Origin of the sequence: Streptomyces sp. NPDC002838, from assembly GCF_040295365.1 — a bacterium.
Classification (GTDB): domain Bacteria; phylum Actinomycetota; class Actinomycetes; order Streptomycetales; family Streptomycetaceae; genus Streptomyces.
Map to the genome: position 1 here is coordinate 44,841 of NZ_JBEOVF010000041.1, position 24,189 is coordinate 69,029.

Sequence of the window (24,189 nt, forward strand, 5' to 3'; positions counted from 1 at the left end):
AATTGTGCTGTGGGATCGAGCTCATGTATCAATTGGGGGCGCCAATCTGGATCTTGAAAATTCAGGTCCGGGGCGCTTGCGGTTTCCTGACCCAGAAATCGCTTTCGGTATCCCACGGGGAGACAATCGAATGAACAAGTCCATACGCATGCGCCTGATGTCCGGGGCCGCCACCGCCGTCGCGGCCGGTGCCCTCGTACTGACGGCGGCGCCGGCCCACGCCACCTCGGCCTCCACTTCGGTGGGCATCCCGGGCGGCAACAAGGTCACGATCAACGCCTGGCACTGCGGCTTCTACGTCACCGCCTGTGACTGGAAGGCGTCGACCAAGATGTCCGGGACCAACCCCCGCAAGGCCAAGTGGATCCAGAACCGTACGGAGCTGGCGGCCCACGGCATCAGTGTCTCCATCACGATCTCCAAGAACCCCGAGGCCACGCTCACGATGAAGAGCCGGTCCCTGGGGGAGGTGCGCTGGAAGAACACCAACGCCAACATCTCCGACACCTACGGTCAGATGAAGCCGGGCGGCACCACCACGTACGTCTCGACCAAGAGTTGCGGCTCGGCTCAGGTGACCAGCTCGATCAAGATCAGCGAGAAGTGCGCCTACGCGGGCGCCGCCTGATCTTCCAGTAGGTGAGGGTGTCACACCGTCAGGGCCCGGCGGTGTGACACTTTTCGCTGAGGTGATACGGCTGCTCGGTGATTATGCGGGACGACGCACGGGGGCGTTCGGTGAAATTCGGTTCGGTGACGCGCGGCGGAAAGCTGGCGTCCCGGTGGGCCGGGGCGGCCATGTGCGCCGCTCTCGTCACTTCATGTACATCCACATCTGATTCTTCTGATGATTCCGGGCGGCGTGAATCCGCCGCTGCCCGGCAGTTCGACCTTTTGGTCAGTAAACAGAACGGCTACTACTACCACCCGTTCCTGCGGGACCAGCCGGCCGGCCCCCAGGCGCAGTCCTTTGCGCTGCGGACGCTTTCCGAGTTGGGCCGCGATCCGAAGACGAGTGCGGCTTCGGCGCAGGTCGAGTCCTTGCGCCGGGAGGCACTGGAGACCTCCCCGCTCTGGGGTCGCGACTGGCTGGTCCCGCTGCGGCGGGCAGGTGCCGGTACCGCGCTGGGCGCCGGCGACGCGGCGGCCGTGAACAAGCTCCGGGACAAGGGCGGCTGGTACGTCGACTCCGCCCTCGGCGACGACAGCGACGCGGCACGCCTCGGTGCCACCTGGGCGGCCCTCGAAGTGCTCGACGCACTCGGGCGCCTGGACGACCTCCCGGTGGCGGACCGGTCCGCCACCGTCTCCTGGCTGCGCTCGCTGGCGAAGCCCGCGAAGCCCACGAAGCCCACGAAGACCGCAAAGCCGACGACGAAGCCCCGGCCACTCGACGAGAGCAGCGCCCTGGCCCGCTCGCTGTACCTGCTGAAGCAGCCTGTCCCCGCCACCCTCACCCGGATCGCCGCGCCGCGTACGGACGACTTCGCCGACCTCACGCCGGACGCCCGGGCGACCCGGCTCGACGACACCTACAGCTACACGCTGATCCAACAGGCCGCGGGGAAGCGGCCCGCCGTCAACCGCCGGGTGTGGGAGCCGGTGCTCAGGGACGGTGCCACCACGCTCCCGTACGAGCAGCTCTACGAACTGGTCCACGTGCTCAAGGCGGCCGGTTCGCCCAGGACCGTGTTCACGCCGGTGCTGAAGCGGCTCGACGGCGAACGGCTCGACGACGGGACGGTACGCGACCCCGACGCCTACATAGGCAACCCGGACGCCTCCCTCTTCGTACAACGCCTGCGGGCGCTGGCCGGCTGGTCGAGGAAGGACCCCGGGCTACTGGCAGCGCTCGAACGCGAGGAGAAGTCCGACGACGTCAGCCAGGAAGGTGCCGAGCGGCTGAGCCGGGCCGCCCTGCGGGAGGTCACCGCGGGCGGCGGCACCAGCGGGCAGGCGCGGCAGCTGTGCGCCGACCCGAGGGTGGTGCCCGCCACCGTGACCGAGCAGAACGCCACCCAGTGGCAGCGCACCACCCTCAACTGCACCGACGCCGGGGCCTCGACGGCCGTACCGAAGATCGGCACCTGGAGCACGGACACGCCGGAGCGGGTGGTCGCGGCGGCCACGGTCGCCGTCGGCTTCGCCGACAGCGGACGGCGGGACAGCATCCCGTCCTGGATCACCGCCGACGCCCTGGAACACTGGGCGCAGAACCCGGGCCGGTTCACCTCCGTGTACGGCTACGCCCTGGTCGTACGGGCCTACTCCCTGGTCGGTGGCGCACTGGACGCACCCCTGCGCGAGGCCCTGGGGCGCGGCATCACGCCGTACAAGGGCTGTCCCGGACTGCCCGGCCTGTACCAGGTCGGCGGTGGCGACTCCGCCTGCGATCTGAAGACGACCTGGGGCGTGTGGACCCTGGACCGACAGCTGCACGGCGCCCTGGGCCGGCTGCCGGCCACGAGGAACGGAAAGTGAGCGAGAGTTCGGTGAACGCACTGTTGCGCGCCGAGGGCGTGGGCAAGTCCTACACCCTGCGCGGAAGGAGGGTCGACGTCCTGCGCGGAGTCGACCTCGCCGTGAGAGGCGGCGAGGTCACGGCCCTGGTCGGCCACTCGGGCTCCGGGAAGACGACACTCCTGCACATCCTCGGGCTGCTGACCCCGCCGGACAGCGGCCGGGTGTTCGTGGACGACACGGACGTGTCGGGCCTCGGCGACGGTGCGTTGGCTGACCTGCGCCGCAGCCGGCTCGGGTTCGTGTTCCAGTCGTACAACCTGCTGCCGCAGCACTCGGCACTGCGCAATGTCGTCCTGCCGTACGTCGGCCGCCGCGCCGAGGGCGAGGCACGCGCCCGTGCGTTGCTGGAGCGGGTCGGGCTCGCGGAGCGCGCAGACCATCTGCCCGGTGAACTCTCCGGCGGCGAGCAGCAGCGGGTGGCGCTCGCGCGGGCGCTGATCAACGACCCGCCCGCCGTGCTGGCCGACGAGCCGACCGGAAACCTCGACTCGGAGAGCGAGGACGTGCTGCTCGGGCTGTTCCGCGAACTGGCCGACGAGGGCCGGGCGGTGCTCCTGGTCACCCACAACCCGGCGGTGTCGGACTTCGCGGATGTGGTGCACCGCTTGGAGAGCGGTGCGTTCACACAGGTCGAGGCCGGGAGACCGGTGGGCGAGCGGGCCAGGGCCAACACGCGGACGGAGAGCGCCGAATGAACATCCTCAGTCTGGCGCTGGCCAACGTCCGCGCCCTGCGCCGCCGCCTGACCGGCCTCGTGGCCCTGGTCTCGGTCGCCGCCGCCGTCTGTCTCGGCGCGCTGGGCATCGCCGACAGCGCCCAGGGCGTCACCGACTCGGGCGTCAAGGAGAGCAGCGCCAACCGCAGCATCACCGTCGACCGACCCGACTCCCGCCCCGACACCCCGCAGTTGACGGACCGTACGGCCGCCCGGCTCGCGAAGCTGCCGCACGTCGAGTCGGTGCAGCACCGTGCGCAGGTGTCGTTCGGGGTGCTGACCAAGGCGGGCGACACCGTCCTGCTGTACGCGACGACCTACCGTCCCGCTCTCACCCCGCCGGTCACCAAGTCCGTTCGCAAGGACCTCTTCCCGCTGAAGCCGGGCGAGATCGTGGCCCCGGCCGCGTCCCAGGGCGTGGACCTGGGCAAGCTGGTGGGCCAGGAGATCGACATCGAGACCACCCGCTTCGTACGGCAGGGCGAGGGGACCGGAGTCAGCGGCCACGCCCGCCTGGTCGGGGTGTACGACCCGACCTGGCAGCTGGACAACCCCGATGCCGCCTACGCCGCCGACTCCACCGTGGTCAAGTGGGCGGCCCAGCGGTCCGGTGAGCCGGAGAAGAGCTACCTCTCCACCGTCGGCTACGACCAGCTGACCGTGGTCGCGAGGACGGCCGCGGACGTCCCGGACGTGACGAAGTCCGTGCAGAAGCTGGGTTATCCGGCGGTCACCCTCCAGCAGCAGCTCAACGCCCTGCCCGGGGTGCTGGAGATGATCAAGGTGGTCGGCCAGGTGCTGCTCGGGGTCCTCGGTGTGCTGGCGTTCGTCGGCGCGGTCACCGTGACCGGCGCGCTGTCGCGGCAGCGGGCGCAGGAGATCGGCATCCTCAAGGCGGTCGGATTCCGTACGAGGTCCGTGCTGACGATGCTGGTCACCGAGATGGCGCTGGTCGGAGCCGTGGCCGCGCTGCTCGGAACCGTGCTCGGCGCGGTGCTCGGCTCAGGTGCCGCGGCCCTGCTGCGCGGCAGCGCGGACCTGGAGCCGTACGTCAAGGGCTGGGTGCTGCTGCCGTCGGCGGGCACTCTGCTGCTTCTCCTCGGCCTGACGGTGCTGGTGGTGGCGATGGGTTCGCTGGCCCCGGCGCGCAGGGCCGCGAGGATGTCCCCCACAGATGCGATGAAGGACTGGTGACACCCCCCATGGCACGCTTCACGACACGGCGCCCCCTGTTTCTGTCCGCCCTCGCCGCCACCGCCGTACTGACCACCGCCTGCTCCGGCCCAGGTGGCGTGGATCTGGGCAAGGACTGGAAGGGCTCGAAGACCTTTGTGCTCGCCAAGGTCGACGGCCTGGTCACGGTCGTCGGGATCAACCCGGACAAGGCGCGGGCGGAGAGCCTCGCGGTCGTCCCCCAGCAGGCCGATGACGACGACTCCGTCAGCCCGCAGATCGTCGAACTCGCCGACGGCCGCTGGCTGCTCACCGTGCCCCGCAAGGGAAACAAGCCGGACCGGCGCTACGAGGTCTCCCGCAAGGACCACGTTCTCGACGGCCTCACGGCCGACGAGCGGCTGCGCCGCCTGCTGCCGGGCAAGACCCTGGTCGCCGAGGTGGCGGGCCTGCCCGACACCAAGTCCGCTCAACAGGCCGCGGCCTCCAGCGTCCTGGTCAAGGACCCCGCGCACTGGACGACCGAGCGCGAGCTGAAGATCCCCGGCACCATCGGGCTCGCGGCCTCCGACCCCGCCGCGGACCGGATCTGCCTGGGCAACGACTCCAAGGTCTTCGCAGTCGACCTGACCAGCGGCGAGGTGACCCCGGTGCCGGTTCCGAGCGGTCTGGACGTGGAGAACCTCGCCTGCCCCGCCGGCCACCCGGTGATCGTGGGCGGGACATCCTCGAGTGGGTCCGGGACGGTGAAGGCCACGCTCACCCGCGCCGCCGCCGAGACGACGGTCTCGGTGTCCGGCGGCCGGGTCGACGCGGTGGCGGCCACCGGCTCATCGGTCCTGATCGCGGCGGCCACGGGGAGCGGCGACACGGAGATCGTCGAGCTCGACGCCACCACCGGCAAGGAACTCCACCGAGCCCGGGTCAAGGGAGTGGCGGCCTCCCTCGACGTCGCCGCCACCTCGGCGGGCTGGCTGCTCTACACCGAGAAGACGGTGACCCGCGTGGACCCCACGACAGGCCGCACAAGGGAGTTCGACCTGCCGGGGACGCTGCTGGACTCCTGAGGGGTGGCCCCGAGCGGTGATTGGCAGATCTGTTCCAAGCCCGCGAGGGAAAACCCCAGGTCCCGTGGCCGCACCAGTGGAACACATCTGCCAATCACCGGGCACGAAGTGCGGGCCTAGAACGGCACCGCCGCCCCCAGAATCCGCGCCGGCAAATACGGCGACGTGACCCCGATGGTCCAGCCCCGGCGGCGCGCATGGCAGGTCAGGGCCAGGATGTCCAGGTTGATCGCGGCGTCGCAGTCCGTGGCGCGGTCGGCGACTCGGTGGTGGTCGCGGTGGGCTTCCAGGGCGTCGAGGAGGGCGAGGTTGAAGCTTTGCTCGTCGCCCTCCACGAGTTGGGAGAAGAGGACGGCCGGGGGCGGGAAGAAACCCTGGTCCTTCGCCTTCTCGCAGTCCCGCAGCGCGCGCTCCGTGGCCGGTTCCGGGTCCTCGGCGCGCAGGTAGTCGTGCAGGGCCTCGCGGTACGAGGCGAAGAGGGACCCGTCCTTGCGGGCGCACGTCGGACCGGCGAGGACCAGCGGCGCCAGGTCCTTGCGGCGGCCCGTGATCAGGGCGAAGTCGACAGCCTTGTGCCAGGCGCCGGGGCCGGCTTCGTCGTCGCGGCCCGCGGGGTACGTCACGGTCGTACCGTCGATCGTCACCTCGACGTCGGTGCCGGGTTCGGCGAGCGTCGTACGGAAGAGCGCGGCGCCCAACTCCGCGGCGAGCCGCAGGTTTGCGAGCTGGAGGTCCGTGACGTCGGCGGAGTGCGAGGCGCGGGTCTTGAAGAGGATCTCCTGGTCGGTCATCGCGTGCGCCAGCTGCCAGACGGCGAGCCGTTCCCCGGGCACGGGTGTGAAGGCCTCCCTGGTGAACCGCTCGAACTGGGCCGCGCTCTCCAGGGTGAGCGGCTGCGGATCCACGGGACGTTCGAACTCGACCACGCCGTGGGCCAGTTCGGTGATCGCGTCCGCGCGCCGGTCACGGCCGTACGCACCCACCCTCGGCGGCGGGGTCTCGAAACCGGTGATCAGCGCGTGCGGGAGGTAGCCGGTGGCGACGGGGGCCGGCCAGCCCTCGCGACGGTACGCCAGTGCCGTGAGGGCAAGGGGGAGCAGCGGTAGCAGGCTGCGCGGGCGTGCCCCCGGGCCGGGGAGGTCGGTCAGGGGGAGCAGCAGCCGTACCACCGCTCTCCCGAACTCCTCCTGGTCGCCGGCGGTCAGCGCGCGCAGAGCGTGCAGGGCGATGCCGTGCGACCCGTCCAGCAGGTCTTCGGGCACCTCGGCGTCCAGGGTCCGGATCCGGGCCAGTGCCGCGTCGAGCGCGGCGAGCTTCTCCTCGCGGGACGGCGGGTAGCTCGCGTCGTCGTCTCCGGTGTCGCCGATGACGTACGCCATGAAGCCGTTGATCAGCTCGGCGTCGGGGCGTCCCGCCCGGCCCTTCTGGGGATGTTCGCGCGCGAACTGGAAGGCCTCGCCGTGCCATTCGGCCTTGCCGACGAGGACGGCCAGGCAGAAGGCGTCGAGCCACTCGGCGGCGGTGACCGACTCCCGGCTGCCCTCGGACCCGGCGTCGTAGACCATGCCCCAGTTGACATAGTTGAGGAAGACCTGGAAGTGGTTGTGCGGGTAGTACGCCGCGTACGCCACCGCTCCGGCGGCGGCCTCGGCGGCGTCCTGCAGCACCGCCTTCGCCTCCGGGGTGTCGAGATCGGGCGTCTCGACGGAGAGCGCGCCCAGGTAGTCGACGAACTCCTCCGCCAGCGTCCACCACTCGTACGCCGTCACCGGCCCGGCCTTCGACATCGACCGGACCTGCGAGCCGATCCGGTTGGCGAAGTCCTCGCGTACGGCCGAGACCGCCGCCTCGCCGACCCGGTGCCGCTCTATTCGCTCCACCCGCACTGTCCCGCTCCCCCTGTTCAAGATCCGGCCCCAGCCTAGTGCCCCGGCGTGAGGGAGAGTCGCCCGGAGACCTGCCCGGGACCGGTCCGGACAACCGCCAGTAGTCTCCCGTCGGACTGGGCGAGCCCGGTTTCCGTTTCCGTGCCTCCCGGAGGAGGAATGGGGCGGGCAGGTGAAAGGACAGTGCGCAAGGGGTGGTGGGAGATGGACACCGTCGACGCCGAAGCCGACTACGGCCGCTTCCTTGCCCTGGGCCGCGCCGCGCTGGCCGCGGGCCGGTTCGAAGAGGCCGGGCGGCTGTTGGGTGAGGCCGTCGCCCTGCGGCCGGACCGGGCGGACGCCCACGTCGAGCTGGCCGACGCGCTACGCGGGCTCGGGCGGACAGAGATGGCCCGCCGCGCCTACGCCCAGGCCCTGTCCATCGACCCGTCGTGTTCCGCAGCCGAAGTCGGTCTGCGAGGCATGAGCCCCGACCAACACGCGCGGGAGAACTTCCGCGTCGGTCAGCGCCTCGGCAGTCACCGGCACATCGGCCACTGGACCGTACTCGACGTGCGCCGCGGGGGCTTCGGCGTCGTGTACGTCGTCCGGGCCAGCGACACCGGCAAGCGCAAGGTGCTCAAGACCTTCGACACCCGCCTGCTGTGGCAGGACGCGGACCGCGCCCGGTTCGAGCGTGAGGCGCTGACCTGGGTACGGCTGCGCCCGCACCGGCACGTCGCCCCCGCCGACCACGTGGAGTGGATCGAGGGGCTGCCCTGTGTGGTCACCGAATACGCCGAGGGCGGCGACCTGGCCGGCCTGATGGCGGACGGCGCGCTGTCGCCCGCGAAGGCGCTGCGTTTCGCCCGGCACCTGTGCGACGGGCTGCGCCACGCCCACGACCAGCTGGGCCTGGTGCACCGGGACGTGAAGCCGGCGAACTGCCTGCTGACCGGGGATCAGACTTTGCGGGTGACCGACTTCGGACTGGCCCGTGCCTTCAAGTCCGGCGATGCCGATCTCCCCGGCCTGGGCGAGCTGTCGGCCGACGCGCAGGCGCTGTATACGACGGTGGCCGGCACACCGCGCTACATGGCGCCCGAGCAGTTCGTCCCCGGGGCAGTGCTGGACACCCGCGCCGACGTCTACGCGTTCGGCGTGGTGCTCTTCCAGATGGTCACCGGCGTGCTGCCGCCAGGGAACGGGCGGGCCAAGGCGTACATCGACCGTGCCGTCGGCCTGCGCACCCGCCGCAGTCGGCTCTACCGGCTGATCCGCGCGTGCACCGAGCCGGAACGGGAGAACCGGCCGTCGGACTTCGCGGCGGTGCGTGAGCTGCTGGACGGGGTGTACCGGGAAGTGCTGGGCCGCCCGGCACCGGCGCCCCCGAAGCCACCGAGTCTGACCGCCGAGGGGTGGGTGTCCAGGGCGGTGGGGTTGAAGCAATTGGACCGCTACGACGAGGCGTTGGAGGCAGTGGAGCACGGCCTGGAGACGGCTGAGCGGGACGGAGACGGCGACGTCACCCGTAGCAAGCTGTGGCAGGTGCGCGGCATGTCCCTGAGCGGCTTGCGCAGGCATGATGAAGCGCTGGCCGCCTACGACCGCACGGTCGAGCTGAACCCGGACGAGCCGAGCGCGTGGGTGACCCGGGGAAGCCTGCTCCACTACTCCTTGAAGCGGAGCGAGGACGCTCTGGCGTGCTATGACCGCGCTCTGCGGCTGCGGTCCGACATCGCGATCGCGTGGGGGTACAAGGCGGACGCCCTGAGGCAGTTGGAGCGCTTCGAGGAAGCGGAGGAGGCGGCGGCCCGATCCCTGGAGCTCGACCCGCGCAACCAGAACCTCCTGCTGATCCGAGCCCTGCTACGAGGCGATCAGGATCGGCATGCCGATGCGCTGGTGGACATCGACCGGGCGCTGGCCATCGCACCCCGCTCCTTGACAGCGCTCCACAACAAGGGGGCCACGCTGCTGGCGTTGTGGCGCCCGGCCGAGGCCCTCGATGTCCTGCGGCGGGCGGCCGAGATCAAGCCGGACGACGGGGACGTCTGGTACAACATCATGCGCGCGGCCTACCGGCTCGAGCGCTACGAGCAGGCCCGGGAGTACTGGGAGGAGGCCCGGCGGCTGCGCGGGGACTCGGCCGGACTGCTGGTGTACAAGGGGTTGATCCACCGCAGGCTGCACGGGCATGACGAGAAGGAACTGGCCTGCTACGAGCAGGCTCTGGAGCTCGATCCGAAGTCGGCCTGGGCGTGGTTCTCCAGGGGCGAGACACTGCATCAGCTCGACCGCTCGCAAGAAGCCCTGCCCTGCTACGACCGCGCCGTCGACCTCGTTCCCGGCTACGCCGAGGCCTGGAACAGGAAGTCCTCCGTACTGCAAGGGCTGGGCCGGCACGAGGAGGCACTCTCCTGGATCGACCACGCCGTGGAAGCCGTGCCGGACGACCCCATGGTGTGGGGCCACAAGGGCCGAACCCTGATCGAGCTCGGCCGCTTGGAGGAGGCTCTGCCCTGCTTCGAGCGATGGCGGGAACTCGATCCCACGGACCTCGACACGTGGGTGAGCATGGGCTGGGTCCTGGGCGAGTTGGGCCGTCACGAGGAGCAACTGCTCTGCTTCACGGAGGGGTTGGCGATCTGGCCGGACGACGGGAGGCTGTGGAACGGCAAGGCGGTGGCGCTGCGGGAGCTGGCCCGCCTCGAGGAAGCGGAGCAGGCGTACGCCCGCACTCTGGAGCTGCGCCCGCACGCCGAGAACTGTCTCTTCGGCCGGGCCCTGCTGCGGCGGCTGCAGAACCGGCAGGCGGACGCGCTGGTGGACCTGGACCGGGCCCTCTCCATCGCGCCCCGTTACGTCCCGGCCCTCCTGGAGAAGGGATGCGTGCTGCTGGTGCTGGGACGGCCGGCCGAGGCCATCGAGGCCTTGGAACGGGCGGCCGAGATCGACCCGGACGACCGGGACGTGCGCTGGAACATCCTGCGGGCCGCATTCGACCTCGGGCAGTACGAGCGGGCCAAGGACTGCTGCGAGGAACTTCAGCGGACGGGCGAGGAGTGGGCCGACCTGCTGACCTACCGGGGCCTGATCCACTTCCGGCTGCACGGACGCGACGAGGAGGAGCTGGCCTGGTACGAGCGCGCGATCGAGCTGGACCCCGAGGTGCCGGAGCCGTGGCTCAACAAGGCCGACGTCCTGTGTGCGCTCGGCCGCCGGGACGAGGCCCTGTCCTGCTACGACCGCGCCATCGCGCTCGACCCGGAAGCGGCGGCGAGCTGGTACAGGAAGTCCTTGGTGCTGAGTGAGCTGGAGCGGCACGAGGAATCACTCACCTGCGCCGACCGCGCCCTCGCCGTGGCACCCGATGACGCCTTCTTGGTGGCCAGGGCCAAGGGGATGAAGGGGTTCGCCTTGGCGGCACTCGGACGACTGGTGGAGGCGTTGGCCTGCTACGACGAGAGCGTCGAGACCCTGCCGGATGTTGCCTGGTTGCAGGAAGGCAGACTGCGGGTGTTCGAACGGCTGGTCCTTACCGACGAGGCGGCCGCGCCGATGCGACGCGACCGCCCTCACGGCTGAGCGGAACCACCGTCAGGAAGCCGTAGGCGTCCAGTCCCCCAACCAGTCACCGACCTCCTGCCCGGAGGCCTGCGCGTCCGTCAGATGAGGCCGGTTGCTGCTCGCCGAACCCGCGCCCGGGCCCGTGTTCTTGTACTCGGCGAAGCGGTCGTCCTTCCAGGAGAAGCCGCTCATGTCGGTCCAGGGAGTGGACTTGATCGCCGCGCTGAGGTTCGTGTTGCGGACCGTGGTCTGCGGGTCGAGGGCGGCGTCGCCGCCGGCGTGCCAGGGGCGGCCGAGGTAGAAGCTGCCGGACGACACGTCGCCGTTCACCGTGGAGTTGGCGATCAGGATGCCCTTGCGGTTGGCGGCGGTCGACGGGGCCGTGATGTAACCGGCCGAGGTGCCGTTCCAGCGCTTCTTCAGCGTGATGACCGACTTGTCGATCACCGCCGTCGCGCGGCCGAAGATGAAGTCGACGTTCCCGACGACGTAGGAGTTGGTCATGTAGACCCGGCCGAGCTTGTCCTTGGCGGCCGTGTCCAGGAGCAGGGTGTCCTGGTCGCCCGTGACGATGACGCCGTCCAGGAGGACCTTGTCGGCGGCGGTGCGCAGGGCGACGGCCTGGTGGCCGGAGAGCGACTGGTTGGCGGCCTCGTCGAAGTCGTTGGAGATGGTCAGGTTGCGGGCCTGGAAGTCGTCGGCCTCGACGGCCACGCTGGCGCTGCCGGACGTGCCGTAGTTGCCGGAGCCGTCGGGCTTGGGGGTGCCCGACGCGTTGTTGTAGACGATGACCGTGTCCTTACGGCTGCCGCCCGTGCCCTGGATGGTGACGTGCGGCTTGTTGGCGGGGACCTTCACCAGCTCGCGGTAGGTGCCCGGCTTGACGGAGATCACGACGCGGGAGGGGTTGTTCGCCGGTACGGCGTTCACCGCGGCCTGCACGGTCTTGTACTGGCCGGTGCCGTCCTTGGCGACCGTGAGGGTGGTCGCCGCGGCCGCCTTGGTGGCGGCCGTCGTACCGATCGAAGTGCGCGGGCCCGTCCCCGACTTCAGCAGCCCCGGCACATCCGCCGTCTTGTCGAGCGTGTAGCTGTAGTACGTCTTCGGGTCGAAGGCCGTTCCCCCGCTCTCGTTGCGCCCGCTGGTGCCCACGAAGGTGTTGCCCTTCTGGACGACGGCCGCGGTGCTGTCCTTGGTGACGGGGTTGTTCATGCCCTGGAAGTAGGAGTTCTCCAGGACCATCTTGGTCTTGCCGCGCGAGTAGTTGCCGTAGGAGGACTTGATCGTGGTGCCGGACACGTCCTCCAGGTAGTTGTTGTACAGGTGCGCGTGGGCCGCGTTGTCCGTCGACGGGTTGCGCTGCTCGGTCTCGCGGAACCAGTTGTGGTGGATCGTGATGTCGGTGACGACGTTCTCGGTCCAGCCGATGCCGAAGGTCTTGTTGTTGTCGCTCAGCTTGTTCCAGGACACGGTCACGTACGTGCTGTCCTTGCGGACGTCGATGAGCCCGTCGGCCATGTGCCGCAGATCGTTGTGGTCGATCCAGACGTGGTGGGCGCCGTCCATCTGGATCGCGTCGAAGTCGTGGTCCTTGTCGTTCCAGATGCCCTGGTACGAGTCCCGGATGGTCAGGTTCCGGATGATCACGTTGTGCACGCCGGAGCCGAGGAAGAAGCCGCCGCCGACGATCTGCCCCGAGGTGCCGGCGCCGACGATGGTCTTGTCCGACTGGACCTTGATCTCCTTGCCCACCGGGTTCATGTTGATCGTCGCCGCGACGACGATGACGTACGGCTCGGGCGCGGTCGCGTACTTCTCCAGGTCGGCGAGCGTCTTCACGGTGACCGTCTTGCCGCCCCGGCCGCCGTACGTACCGTTCTGCCCGAGTGCGTTGACGGAGGCGAAGCCGTCGGCGGTGTCGGCCGCCCAGGCGGGGGCGGCGGTCGCGGCGGACGCCGTCTGCTGCGCGTCCTCACCGAAGACACCGAGGCCGGTGCCGTAGGCCATGGTCCCGGCGGCGGTCAGCGCCAGTGGGACGCCGACCGCCAGCGCGGTCCTTCTTCTGCGGTGGCGGGGCTTGTCGCTCGCCTTGCCGCGGTGCTCGCTCATGCGGCGTACCTTCCGTGCGGGGGGAATCGGACCGCTGATCAGTCGCCGCCCCGCACGGAAAGGTTGCCGGGATCCTGCCTACTGGGCGCAGGTCTTCGGATCCAGCTTCTCCTCCACCTTGTCCTCACGGCCGTCGGGCTGGCCGTTGGGCAGGAGCTTGTCGGAGATGCCGTCGATGTAGTAGCCGTGCGAATAGATCGTGTTGTAGCCCCGGTCGCGCCAACTGTGCACGGTCCGCATGTTGTCCCTGCTGGAGGGGTCCTTGTTCCACTGGTAGTCCTCGACGTAGAAGATCGGGTTCACCCGCACCACGCGCTGGTACGGCGTCCACGTCACGGCGACCTGGGTGCACGGCGGGATCGTCTTCTCGCTGCGGCGCTCGAACTTGGACTCCTTCTCCCAGCCCCACTCGTAGCTGAAGCTGCCGCCCGCGGTGCCCGAGAAGATGCTCTTGGCGGCAGTGAGGCTGATCGAGGCCCCGACGCTCTTCTTGGCGAACGTCTTGGTGCTGTAGCTGCTGACGAAGGTCTCCTTGTCGTCCTTCGAACCGCGGTTGCCGATCCACGGCGAGGTGCGGACCGGCTCGCCCTTGATGGACCACGTCGAGGCCTGGGCGTGACCGCACCAGCCGCGGAAGGTCTCCCACGGTCCGACCGGCTCCCAGAGGGGGAACACGTCGTCCAGGTACTCGTCCCGGGTCTTGAACTCGCCGGTGTCGACGTTGAGGGCGCCGTAGACGCCCGTCAGGCTCCCCTCCTGGCCGCAGAGCCGCTCGAGCATCTGGTCGGTGTTGCCGGGGTCCGTGCCCCGGATGTTCGTCGCGCCGCCCGGTCCGCCGCCGGCCGCGTGGGCGGAACCGGTGCCGGCCAGCAGGCCGGTAAGGGCGAGGGCGGTGGAGCCCGCGATCACGGCGCCCTTCTTGAAGGCCTTGCGGGTCTTGAGAGCCTTGAGACTTGATGTGCGGATGAGTCGCATGTGGGGGTGGCTCACTCCTGTGTTGCTGTGCACAGGTGCGGCAAGAACTCTGCGGCACCTGTCTGACAGCCCAGGAACATTGCAGAGAACTCACGGGTAGGGTCGAAATCGTGTGAGGAATGACAGGACATTGACAGGAACGTGGTCGTGCCTGTCGGTCTTTGCCCGATTACGTGAGCAACTCCGCCAACCCGTCCGCGAATTGGACGATCCAGTCCAGCCGCGGCCCCCCGCGGGCGATACGGAACCCGTGCCGGCGCCCGTGGAACGCGGCCTGGACGGCATGGAACTGCGCCCAGCGCCGCACGCGTTCACGATCGAGTTCCGCGGCCTCGGCGAAGACGTCCAGGGCGCGGTGGACCGCCTTGGTCAGATCGTCCGCTTCCAGGAAGGCCAAGGCACGCGACTTGAGCAGGGTGCCGCCGTCGTAGGCGGGGTCGCCCACCTGGCCCTTGGGGTCGACGGCCAGCCACGGTTCACGGTCGGCGCGCAGGATGTTCCGGGCGTGCAGGTCGCCGTGGATCAGGGTGTCCGGCTGGACACGGCCCAGCTCGCGCACGGTGGCCACGGCCGCGTCCAGCACCCGGTCCGGCAGGGCGTGCGTCAGCTCTACGGCGTCCCGGCGCAGCTCCTCCTCCCAGGCCTCGGCCCGCTCCCGCAGCCGGGGCAGCGACTGTCCGGGCGGCGCGGGGACGGCCAGTCGACGGTTGAGCCGTCCCGCCACGGCCACGATCTCGTCCTCGTCGCCGTCCTTCAGCTTCGCCAGGGTCGACGTCCGGGCCCGCTCCAGCAGCATCGCGAACCGGTCGTCGTCCCGCTCGTACAGCATGACGGCGCCCCGCCCCCGCCATGCCACGAACGCGTCGGGCTCATGGACGTTGGCCGGGTGCGGGAACGACACCTTCAGTACGGCGGGCTCGGTCCCTTTGGTTCGCCTCCGCACCGGGACGATCACTCCGACGGCCCCGTGCGTCACCTCACCGTCCGGCACGCACTCCCAGCGCTCCAGCAACTCATCCACGATGCCGGGCAGTTCGGCGAGCCAGGCCGCGCCGGTCTCCCCTTCGCGCTCGACGGTGGTCCGCGCGAACGCCTCTGGTACCGCGATCATCCGGGCACCCTACGGGAGTCACTCGGCGGCGGGGGAGGGGCCTTTCGGGCTCTCCAGGATCTCCGGGCTTCCCGGAATTTCCGGGCTCCCCAGGCTCTCCGGCGTCTCCGGCGGAGGCGTCGGCGCCCCCGGCAGCCGTACGGTCACCACCGTGCCGCCGCCCTCCGCGCGGGCCAGCGTCACCTCGCCGCCGGCCTGCTGCACCGTGCGGGCGACGATGGAGAGACCGAGGCCCGAGCCGGGCAGCGCGCGGGCGCTGGGGGAGCGCCAGAAGCGGTCGAAGACGTGCGGGAGCTCCTCGGCGGGGATGCCGGGGCCGTGGTCGCGGACGGTGAGGACGCCGTGGGCGAGCCGCACCTCGATGGTGCCGCTGTCCGGGCTGAACTTCACGGCGTTGTCGAGGATGTTGACGACCGCGCGCTCCAGGGCGGCCGGTTCCGCCCGCACGTACCAGGGCTGAAGATCGGCGGAGATGGTCAGCTCGGGGCCGCGCAGCCGTGCCCGGCGCAGGGCGGACTCGACGGTGTCCTCCAGCGCGATCACCTGCACGCGTTCGCCGCGCTGGCCCTCCGAGCGGGACAGTTCCTGCAGGTCGCCGATGAGGGAGGCCAGCTCGGTCATCTGTGCCTTGACCGAGGCGAGGAGCGCCTTGCGGTCGGCGGCGGGGATGGGGCGGCCGGTTTCCTCGCTGCGGGTGAGGAGTTCGATGTTGGTGCGGAGGGAGGTCAGGGGCGTACGGAGCTCGTGACCGGCGTCGGCGATGAGCTGCTGTTGCAGGTCGCGGGAGCTGGCCAGGGAGGCTGTCATCGAGTTGAAGGAGCGGGAGAGCCGGGCGACCTCGTCTTCGCTCTCCTCTTCCACCGGGATGCGGATGCTCAAGTCGTCGGTGCGGGCCACCTGTTCGACGGCCTCGGTGAGCTTGTCGACGGGACGGAGCCCCGCGCGGGCTACTGCCAGGCCGGCGGCTCCGGCGCCTACGACGCCGATGCCGGAGACCAGGAGCAGGATCAGAGCGAGGTCGTTCAGGGTGTTCTGGGTGTTCTTCAGAGGGAGGGCGATCAGGAGAGCGGCGTTGGACGTGGTGTTCGTCGCCGGGTCGGTTACGGTCAGTCCCGGCAGGACCATGACGCGTACGTCGTTGCCGTCCGAGTCGGTGCCGTTGCGGAAGATGCCGTCGCCCGCGTCCTTGGCCACGTCCTTGTCGGCCTCGGTGACCTTGACCGCGCCCAGGGAGAACGGAAGGACGCAGGACGTCCCGTCCTCGATGACCACCTCGAAGTAGGTGTTACGGGGCGCGTTGTTGCCGTCCGGCGTCTGCGGGGTCTGCGTGCAGTTGTTGACTGCAGCGGTGGCCTGACCCATGATCGACTTCATCCCCGCGGCCTTTTGCAGGTCCTCTTCCACCTGCTCGTACAGCTGCCTCTGCACGATGAACCAACAGGTCACCGAAACCGCCGCCACCGCGAACGCCACCGCCGCCGCCACCAGCAGCGCGAGCCTCGACCTGATCGGCAGCGACCGGAACCGGCGCGCGAGCTTCTTCACTCCGCGCCGCCCTGTCGGAGGACATACCCCACACCCCGAACCGTGTGCACGAGCCGCGGCTCGCCGCCCGCCTCGGTCTTGCGGCGCAAGTACATGACGTACACATCCAGCGAATTCGACGACGGCTCGAAGTCGAAGCCCCAGACCGCCTTCAGGATCTGCTCACGGGTCAGCACCTGACGCGGGTGGGCCATGAACATCTCAAGGAGCGTGAACTCCGTGCGGGTCAGCTCCACCGCGCGCCCGCCCCGTGTCACCTCCCGCGTCGCGAGATCCATCCGCAGGTCGGCGAAGGTCAGCGCCTCGTCGTCCTGCACGGCACCCGCTCCGGCCGCCGCCGCGTAGGAGCTGCGGCGCAGCAGCGCGCGGACGCGGGCGAAGAGCTCGTCGAGTTCGAAGGGCTTGACCAGGTAGTCGTCGGCCCCGGCGTCCAGCCCCGTCACCCGGTCGCCGACCGTGTCGCGGGCCGTCAGCATCAGGATCGGGGTCGTGTCACCCGCGCCGCGGATCCGGCGCGCGGCGGTCAGACCGTCCATGCGCGGCATCTGGATGTCGAGCACGACCAGGTCGGGCTTGTACGCCGTCGCCTTCTCCAGCGCGTCCGCGCCGTCCACGGCCACCTCCGTGTCGTACCCCTCGAAGGCGAGGCTGCGCTGGAGTGCTTCACGCACCGCCGGCTCGTCGTCGACGATCAGGATGCGCTGGGTGTCACGGTCGCCTTCGGCGGGGCTCATGGGCTCGGATTCCTCGGATGCGGTGGGACGACAGGGGACGGAAGGTGCTGAACGCCTTCAGCCTCGCATGCTTCCCGACGGGCGCGGTATGAGACGGGGGCGGTGGGACCAGCCACGCACCGGCTGCGGGTCAGCCGCGCACGGTACGGCGGCGGGCGCGGGCGCGGGCGGCGGCCGTACGGCGGCCCGTCGGGCGAGGGGCGACCTCGGGCGCCCGGGCCGCCGGCGCGGTCGGCGCGTGCAGCTCGTACGCCACCTCAAGGGCCAGGGCGAACCCGGCCGGGTCAGCGCCGGTCACCGTGTGCGAAACCTGCTTGATCATGACGTACTCCCTGCTGTCTCGGAACTGGCTCGGAACAGCTCAGTTGTCGGACCCGCCGGCCCGCAGCGTGCTGAGGTCGGCCTTGACGGTGTTGATCGGGATGGCGAAGCCGAGGCCCTGGCTGCCCGCTTCGGCCGAGCTGGACGCGGACGAGTACATCGCGGAGTTGATGCCGATGATGTTGCCGTTCATGTCGATCAGCGCGCCGCCGGAGTTGCCGGGGTTCAACGAGGCATCCGTCTGGATCGCCTTGTACGTCGTCGTGGACGAGCCGGTGTCGCCGTTGAACTGCTGGCCGCCGAACTCGAACGGCCAACCACCGCCGCCCTGCTGCTGTTGCTGCTGCTGACCCTCGTCCGTGGAGACGGTCACGTCGCGGTCCAGGGCCGAGACGATGCCGCTGGTGACGGTGCCGCTCAGGCCCTCCGGGGAGCCGATCGCCACGACCTCGTCGCCGACCTGCACACCGTCGGAGTCGCCGAGGGTGGCCGCCTTCATGCCGGAGGCGCCCTCCAGCTTGATGAGCGCGAGGTCCTTCTTGCTGTCGGTGCCGAGGACCTGCGCGGTGTACGTCTTGCCTTCACTGGTCGTCACCTTGATCGACGAGGCACCGGAGACGACGTGGTTGTTGGTGATGATCTCGCCGTCGCTGGTGATGATCACGCCGGAGCCGGTGGACTCGCCGGCGTTCGAGGTGGCGTTGATCTCGACGATGCTCGGGCTGACCGCCTTGGCGACCCCGGCGACCGTGCCCTTGGCGGCGGACGGCACCACGTTGGTGCTGGTGCTGCTGGAGGCGGTGACGGTGTGGGTGCCGGTCAGCTCCTGGATGCCGTACGCCGTACCGCCGCCGATGGCCGCGGCGACGATCGCCACGGCGGCGAGCAGTGCGAGCGGACCGCGGGTGCGCTTCTTGGGAGCCGGGGCGGGGCCGGGGGCGGGGGCCACGGGCGGCTGTCCCGGCGGGGGCGGCCACTCAGGGTTCACGGGGGAGGAGACGTGCTGCTGCTCGGGGTACGCGGACTCGTGGCCGTGCCCCTGGGGGTTCTCGTACTCGCCGCTGCTGCGGAATGTCTCGGTCATGGCAATGAGCTTGTCGCTCCACCATGAGAGCTCCCTGAGTGCTCCCTGAGAAGCCCGGCAGAACCTCGTACGTCCGATATAAAGAAGCTCCTGGCAGCTTGAAGAGCTCTCTCAGAGAACCCTCAGCCAAGGCCTGTCAGGCGACGCAACCGCAGGACCGCCGAACCACCAGCCGGGACGGGAACTGCTTCAGCCGCTCCCGCCGTGCCCCCGCCACCCGCAGCCCGTCGTCGAGGACGAGGTCCACGGCCGCCCGGGCCATGGCCGGCCGGTCCGACGCGACCGTGGTGAGAGGCGGGTCGGCCAGGGCCGCCTCCTTGATGTCGTCGAAGCCCGCCACCGCGAGCTCGCCCGGCACGTCGATGCGCAGCTCGCGCGCGGCGCGCAGCAGGCCGATCGCCTGGTCGTCGGTGGAGCAGAAGATGGCGGGCGGACGGTTCGGCCCGGAGAGGATCTTCAGGGCGGCCTGGTAGGCGTCGTAGCGGCTGTACAGGGCCTCGAAGAGCCGGCCCTCCGTGGAGATCCCGGCCTCGGCCATCGCGCGCCGCCAGCCCTCGACGTGGTCGGAGACCGGGTCGCCGACCACGGGCGTCTCCGCTATGCCGCCCATACAGGCGACGTACTCGTACCCGTGTTCCAGCAGATGGCTTACGGCGAGCTGGGCGCCGCCCAGGTCGTCCGTGACGACGGCGACGTCGTCGATGGCCTCCGGCCGCTCGTGCAGCAGCACCACGCGGGCGTCCCAGGCCTCGATCTCGGCGGCGGCCAGGTCGTTCATGGCGTGGCTGACCAGGATCAGTCCGGAGACGCGCATCCCCAGGAAGGCCCGCAGGTAGTGCACCTCGCGCTCGCCGATGTAGTCGGAGTTGCCGACGAGCACCATCTTTCCGCGCTCGGAGGCGGCCTGTTCGACCGCGTGCGCCATCTCCCCGAAGAAGGGCTGGCGCGCGTCCGGCACGATCAGGCCTATGAGGTCCGTACGCCGGGACGCCATCGCCTGCGCGACCCGGTCGGGCCGGTAGCCCAGCTCCTTGATGGCGGCGAGGACACGCTCGCGCGTGGCCGGGGCGACCGGCCGGGGTCCGTTGTTGATGACATAGCTGACGACGGCGGTGGACGTACCCGCCAGCCGCGCCACATCATCCCTGGTTACCTTGGCCACGCGCGGAGTCTACGCGGATGGACCCGCTCTGGGCAGGGCGTGAAGCACCCCACCTGCGCCGGAAGGACCCCGCGTGTGCGGGAGTGATGCTGGGGCCTGTCCGGCGGATCATGCCGCAGACGCGGGGTCTGGCACGCCCATCCGCCGCGTTGTCGTCGGTCGCCGAAGCTCCGCTTCGACTCCCTCCTCCGCCTTGCAGCTGGACGCACCAGACCCCGCTCACCTGCGTTTATGAGGTGCCGCTGCGTTCCTGCGACCTGATCCGCCGGACAGGCCCCAGCGCGGGCGCCCGTCATGCCTCGGCCGAGATCTCCGCGCCGTCCAGAGCGGCCGCCTCGTCCGCATCCTCCGGCTTTGCCTGGTTCGCCTTGGCCTTCGCCTCGTCCACGCCGCGGTCGCCCTTCTCCGGCGTAACGAATCGATAACCGACGTTCCGGACGGTCCCGATCAGCGACTCGTGCTCGGGTCCGAGCTTGGCGCGCAGCCGTCGTACGTGCACGTCGACCGTCCGGGTGCCACCGAAGTAGTCGTAGCCCCAGACCTCCTGGAGGAGCTGCGCGCGCGTGAAGACACGGCCCGGGTGCTGGGCGAGGTACTTCAGGAGCTCGAACTCCTTGAAGGTGAGGTCGAGGACCCGGCCCTTGAGCTTGGCGGAGTAGGTCGCCTCGTCGACCGACAGGTCGCCGTTGCGGATCTCCATGGGGGAGTCGTCGTTGACGATCTGCTGGCGGCCCATGGCCAGGCGCAGGCGCGCCTCGACCTCCGCCGGTCCGGCGGTGTCGAGCAGGACGTCGTCGATGCCCCAGTCGGCGGTGACGGCGGCGAGCCCGCCCTCCGTCACGACGAGGATGAGAGGACAGCCGGGCCCGGTGGACCGCAGCAGCTGGCACAGGCTGCGGACCTGCGGAAGGTCACGCCGCCCGTCGATCAGGATGACGTCGGCACCGGGGGTGTCGACGAGAGCGGGTCCCTCCGCCGGGGCCACGCGCACGTTGTGCAGCAGCAGACCGAGTGCGGGGAGCACCTCCGTGGACGGCTGGAGAGCGTTGGTCAGGAGCAGCAGAGAACTCATACGTCTTGTTCCTCCTCGGTCCCTGCGAGGACGTTTGCGGCCATGCTCTGCGATCCCGGGGCCCCGTACACCTGCGGTTTCCCACCTCGTATACAACGCTTCCGAAAGCACAAAAGGACCCGGGGGCTACGCTGCCCGAGTCCTCTGCCCAGCAGAATAGCCCACATGAGCACTGGTCCGGCAGGTCATGTGGCCCGATCCACCGTTCGTTCGCACTCCGAGACGCGCAGAAGTACCCCTATACGGACGTTTCTGCACACCACCGATGGTGTGACGATCGATTCCGTATACGACCCGGGGGGCGTCGTATACGACGCCTCCCCGCCACCTGCCGGTGACCTGGTGTTCGTGATCGCGCACGGCTTCACCGGCGAGGTGGACCGCCCGCACGTACGGCGGGTGGTGCGGGCGTTCACCCAGTACGGAGCGGTGGTCTCGTTCTCCTTCCGCGGCCACGGAGCCTCCGGCGGGCGCTCGACGGTCGGCGACCGGGAGGTGCTGGACCTGGCGGCCGCGGTGCAGTGGGCCCGCTCGCACGGGCACGCGCGCGTGGTCACCGTCGGCTTCTCCATGGGCGGCTCGGTGGTGCTGCGGCACGCGGCGCTGTACGGGGCGCGACACGGGGGGCGCACGGAAGCGCGAGCGGAGGCGCATACGGACGCGGTGGTCTCTGTGAGTGCGCCCGCCCGTTGGTACTACCGGGGTACGGCCCCCATGCGCCGGCTCCACTGGCTGGTGACCCGCCCCGAGGGTCGCCTGGTCGGCCGCTACGGCTTCCGTACGAGGATCCACCACCGGGAGTGGAACCCGGTCCCGCTGTCTCCCGTCGAGGCGGTGCCGAGGATCGCCCCGACCCCGCTGCTGATCGTGCACGGCGAGCTGGACGGCTACTTCCCGGTCGACCACCCGCGCATGCTGGCCGCCGCCGCCGGTGACCACGGCGAACTCTGGCTGGAGCCGGGCATGGGGCACGCGGAGCACGCGGCGGACGACGGGCTGCTGGGGCGGATCGGGGACTGGGCTGTCGGACAGGCGGGCTAGCCTGACGGTGTACACCACCGACTGATTGAGGAACCGGATGCCAAAGGTCACGGTGCGCTACTGGGCCGCCGCGAAGGCCGCGGCCGGGATCGCCGAGGAGCCGTTCGACGCGGACACGCTCGCCGAGGCGCTCGACGCGGTGCGCGGGCGACACCCCGGTGAACTGGTGCGCGTCCTGCAGCGATGCTCGTTCCTCGTCGACGGTGACCCCGTGGGCACCCGCGGACATGAGACGGTACGGCTGGCCGACGGCGGCACGGTCGAGGTGCTCCCGCCGTTCGCAGGAGGGTGAGGATGACCAACCAGCCGTATGAGGGGCCGTACGAGGGGCAGTACCCGCAGGGGTACGACCCGTACCAGCAGCAGCGGAACCAGGCCCAGCAAGGCCAGCAAGGCCAGGCGTGGCCCGGGTACCAGGCGTACGAGGACCCGCAGGCCGCTCAGCACGACACGCAGCAGTGGCAGGGGCAGACCTGGGAGACGCAGGCGCATGCGCCGGTGTCCGCGGCCGAGACCGCCTATGTCCCGCAGCAGGCGCCCGCGTACCCCGCCTACGGGGCGCAGCAGCCGCAGGCTCCTCAGCCGCAGCCCCTCCAGCCGGAGACGCCCGCGTCCGAAGAAGCCCCGTCCTACGGCCCCGCCACCGTCGCCGGCAACGCCCGCATCACGGACGCCCAGCGCGCCCGGCTGGAGGGCCGTTCCCCGATCATCGAACCCGGCATGCAGCCCGCCGCGCTCACCGCGCTTCTCGGCCTGCTCCTTTCCGGTACGGCGGCCATCGGGTCGTACGCCCTTCTCGTACCGCTCGTCGTCCTCCAGGCCGTCACGGCCGCGGGCTGGTTCCGGCTGAACGGCATGTGGCCCGCCCGGCAGGGCATCGCGCTGGCCTTCGCGGGCGGGCTCACCGCCGACGCGGCGCTGCTGGTGGCGGGCCGCGAGCACGGGCCCGCCGCGATCCTCGGCACGCTGGGCGTGTGGGTGCTGCTCGCCCTGGTCCTGCAACTGCGCTCGCACGCCGACCCGGACGAGCGGATGTACGGCCTGATGGCGACCGTCGCTTCGGCGGCCCTGGCCATCGTCGCGGCCGGTCACCTCGCGGCCGAGGAGGACGCGGTCACGGTCGGCGCGGTGGCGGTGGCGATCGCCGTCCTGGCCCGCGCACTGCCCCTCCCGACGGCGGCCTCCGTGATCGTCTCCCTGCTCGCCGCGGCGGGCGCGGGGATCGCGGTGGGCGGGATGACGGGCGTGGGGGCGGACGGGGCGCTGCTGGGGGTGGGAGCGGCTGTCTGCGCGCTCGTCGGCCACCGGGTGGCGAGCTACGACTACCCGTCGAGGTTCGTGCACTTCACGGCGGGGGTGGCGTTGCCGCTGGCTGCGGCGGCGCCGGCGGTTTATGTGCTGGGGCGGGCGTTGGGCTGAGGGAGCCTGGGGGCGAAGCCCCCAGAGGGGCACCTCTACTGCCGCCGCTTCTTGCCGTCCAGCTCGTCCCACCACTCGTCGGACTTCGGGTCGCCGGACGGGTCGTCCCACCATCGGTCGTCGGGGCCGCGGCGGTTGGCGACCATCGCGGCGAGCGGCGGGATGGCCATCGCGACCACGCACATGCCGACGGCCACGGGAATCGACCAGAGGCGTACGACACCCCAGGCCAGGACGAAGAGGCCGATGCAGGTCCCCATCATGGCGAAGTAGAGATGACGCCGCCGTGCGTACATACGTCCAGCGTAGGTCCGGGCATGCCGAAGGGCCGCACCCCAGGTGTCCAACCCGAGAGGTGCGGCCCTTCAGACGTTCGAGGCGAGCCTCAGACCGCGATCGCGACCTCGGCCAGGCCACCCTGCTGGGCGACGACCGTGCGGTCGGCGGTGGCGCCGGGTACGAGGGCGCGGACGGTCCAGGTGCCCTCGGCCGCGTAGAAACGGAACTGTCCGGTGGCGGAGGTCGGGACCTCCGCGGTGAACTCGCCGGTCGAGTCGAGCAGCCGGACGTAGCCGGTCACCGGCTCGCCGTCGCGGGTCACCTGACCCTGGATCGTGGTCTCACCGGGCTTGATCGTCGAGGCGTCCGGGCCGCCGGCCTTCGCTCCACACATGTCGTCTCCTGAAGAGGTCTTGAAAGGTCG

The 24,189-nt window shown here is 70.4% G+C and carries 21 protein-coding genes; 9 read left to right on the forward strand and 12 right to left on the reverse strand.

What is annotated here, in order from left to right:
- The first annotated feature begins 130 nt into the window (after nt 1-130).
- The 5 genes from ABT063_RS37690 (at nt 131) to ABT063_RS37710 (ending at nt 5,478) form a co-directional block, all read left to right on the forward strand.
- The gene (locus ABT063_RS37690; protein ID WP_351064934.1) at nt 131-628 is read left to right on the forward strand and encodes a hypothetical protein; all 498 of its coding nucleotides are present in this window, start codon (nt 131-133) and stop codon (nt 626-628) included.
- Between the two features lie 266 nt (nt 629-894).
- Nucleotides 895-2,481 (forward strand): hypothetical protein, encoded by a 1,587-nt coding sequence (locus tag ABT063_RS37695; protein WP_351064936.1) that lies wholly within the window; start codon nt 895-897, stop codon nt 2,479-2,481.
- Nucleotides 2,482-2,492: 11 nt separating this feature from the next.
- Nucleotides 2,493-3,218, forward strand: coding sequence for an ABC transporter ATP-binding protein (locus ABT063_RS37700; RefSeq protein ID WP_351065016.1), 726 nt, complete (start codon nt 2,493-2,495; stop codon nt 3,216-3,218).
- Nucleotides 3,215-4,432 carry an ABC transporter permease gene (locus ABT063_RS37705; protein WP_351064937.1) on the forward strand — a complete coding sequence of 406 codons (1,218 nt, stop codon included), beginning with the start codon at nt 3,215-3,217 and terminating at the stop codon, nt 4,430-4,432. Before ABT063_RS37700 ends, ABT063_RS37705 begins: the two co-directional genes overlap by 4 nt.
- An 8-nt stretch (nt 4,433-4,440) precedes the next feature.
- Entirely contained in the window at nt 4,441-5,478 is a 1,038-nt protein-coding gene (locus tag ABT063_RS37710; protein WP_351064939.1) for a hypothetical protein, read from the forward strand.
- Nucleotides 5,479-5,594: 116 nt separating this feature from the next.
- On the opposite strand, the gene ABT063_RS37715 is transcribed toward ABT063_RS37710, so the two are convergent.
- The gene (locus tag ABT063_RS37715) at nt 5,595-7,358 is read right to left on the reverse strand and encodes an immunity 49 family protein (protein ID WP_351065018.1); all 1,764 of its coding nucleotides are present in this window, start codon (nt 7,356-7,358) and stop codon (nt 5,595-5,597) included.
- A 210-nt stretch (nt 7,359-7,568) separates the two neighbouring features.
- On the opposite strand from ABT063_RS37715, the gene ABT063_RS37720 reads away from it, so the two are divergent.
- The gene (locus ABT063_RS37720) at nt 7,569-10,931 is read left to right on the forward strand and encodes a tetratricopeptide repeat protein (protein ID WP_351064941.1); all 3,363 of its coding nucleotides are present in this window, start codon (nt 7,569-7,571) and stop codon (nt 10,929-10,931) included.
- A 12-nt stretch (nt 10,932-10,943) separates the two neighbouring features.
- On the opposite strand, the gene ABT063_RS37725 is transcribed toward ABT063_RS37720, so the two are convergent.
- The 9 genes from ABT063_RS37725 to ABT063_RS37765 form a co-directional block, all read right to left on the reverse strand.
- Entirely contained in the window at nt 10,944-13,022 is a 2,079-nt protein-coding gene (locus ABT063_RS37725; RefSeq protein WP_351064942.1) for a pectinesterase family protein, read from the reverse strand.
- A gap of 78 nt (nt 13,023-13,100) precedes the next feature.
- Nucleotides 13,101-13,997 (reverse strand): hypothetical protein, encoded by an 897-nt coding sequence (locus tag ABT063_RS37730; protein ID WP_351064944.1) that lies wholly within the window; start codon nt 13,995-13,997, stop codon nt 13,101-13,103.
- 169 nt (nt 13,998-14,166) lie between these two features.
- On the reverse strand, nt 14,167-15,108 hold the full coding sequence (locus ABT063_RS37735) for an aminoglycoside phosphotransferase family protein (RefSeq protein ID WP_351064946.1): 942 nt from the start codon (nt 15,106-15,108) through the stop codon (nt 14,167-14,169).
- Between the two features lie 18 nt (nt 15,109-15,126).
- A complete protein-coding gene (locus tag ABT063_RS37740) occupies nt 15,127-16,653 on the reverse strand; it encodes a sensor histidine kinase (protein WP_351064948.1) in 1,527 nt (508 codons plus the stop codon).
- Nucleotides 16,650-17,387 carry a response regulator transcription factor gene (locus ABT063_RS37745; protein WP_351064949.1) on the reverse strand — a complete coding sequence of 246 codons (738 nt, stop codon included), beginning with the start codon at nt 17,385-17,387 and terminating at the stop codon, nt 16,650-16,652. The genes ABT063_RS37740 and ABT063_RS37745 overlap by 4 nt, the downstream gene beginning before the upstream one ends.
- A 130-nt stretch (nt 17,388-17,517) precedes the next feature.
- On the reverse strand, nt 17,518-17,709 hold the full coding sequence (locus ABT063_RS37750; protein ID WP_351064951.1) for a hypothetical protein: 192 nt from the start codon (nt 17,707-17,709) through the stop codon (nt 17,518-17,520).
- 39 nt (nt 17,710-17,748) lie between these two features.
- Nucleotides 17,749-18,792, reverse strand: coding sequence for a S1C family serine protease (locus ABT063_RS37755; RefSeq protein WP_351064952.1), 1,044 nt, complete (start codon nt 18,790-18,792; stop codon nt 17,749-17,751).
- Between the two features lie 136 nt (nt 18,793-18,928).
- Nucleotides 18,929-19,954 (reverse strand): LacI family DNA-binding transcriptional regulator, encoded by a 1,026-nt coding sequence (locus ABT063_RS37760; RefSeq protein ID WP_351064954.1) that lies wholly within the window; start codon nt 19,952-19,954, stop codon nt 18,929-18,931.
- Between the two features lie 292 nt (nt 19,955-20,246).
- Entirely contained in the window at nt 20,247-21,026 is a 780-nt protein-coding gene (locus ABT063_RS37765; RefSeq protein WP_351064955.1) for a winged helix-turn-helix transcriptional regulator, read from the reverse strand.
- Nucleotides 21,027-21,191: 165 nt separating this feature from the next.
- Between ABT063_RS37765 and ABT063_RS37770 the strand changes: the two genes are divergently transcribed.
- The 3 genes from ABT063_RS37770 to ABT063_RS37780 are packed head-to-tail and all read left to right on the forward strand — an operon-like array spanning nt 21,192 to nt 23,486.
- Nucleotides 21,192-22,067 (forward strand): alpha/beta hydrolase, encoded by an 876-nt coding sequence (locus ABT063_RS37770; protein ID WP_351064957.1) that lies wholly within the window; start codon nt 21,192-21,194, stop codon nt 22,065-22,067.
- Nucleotides 22,068-22,104: 37 nt separating this feature from the next.
- Nucleotides 22,105-22,359 carry a MoaD/ThiS family protein gene (locus ABT063_RS37775; protein ID WP_351064959.1) on the forward strand — a complete coding sequence of 85 codons (255 nt, stop codon included), beginning with the start codon at nt 22,105-22,107 and terminating at the stop codon, nt 22,357-22,359.
- A 2-nt stretch (nt 22,360-22,361) separates the two neighbouring features.
- Nucleotides 22,362-23,486: a hypothetical protein gene (locus tag ABT063_RS37780; RefSeq protein ID WP_351064961.1), complete on the forward strand. Its 1,125-nt coding sequence runs from the start codon at nt 22,362-22,364 to the stop codon at nt 23,484-23,486.
- 35 nt (nt 23,487-23,521) lie between these two features.
- Here ABT063_RS37780 and ABT063_RS37785 read toward each other — a convergent pair whose 3' ends face one another.
- Together ABT063_RS37785 and ABT063_RS37790 are read right to left on the reverse strand one after the other, a co-directional pair.
- On the reverse strand, nt 23,522-23,782 hold the full coding sequence (locus ABT063_RS37785) for a DUF3099 domain-containing protein (RefSeq protein WP_351064963.1): 261 nt from the start codon (nt 23,780-23,782) through the stop codon (nt 23,522-23,524).
- An 89-nt stretch (nt 23,783-23,871) separates the two neighbouring features.
- Nucleotides 23,872-24,159 (reverse strand): DUF1416 domain-containing protein, encoded by a 288-nt coding sequence (locus ABT063_RS37790; RefSeq protein WP_010351646.1) that lies wholly within the window; start codon nt 24,157-24,159, stop codon nt 23,872-23,874.
- Nucleotides 24,160-24,189 lie beyond the last annotated feature (30 nt).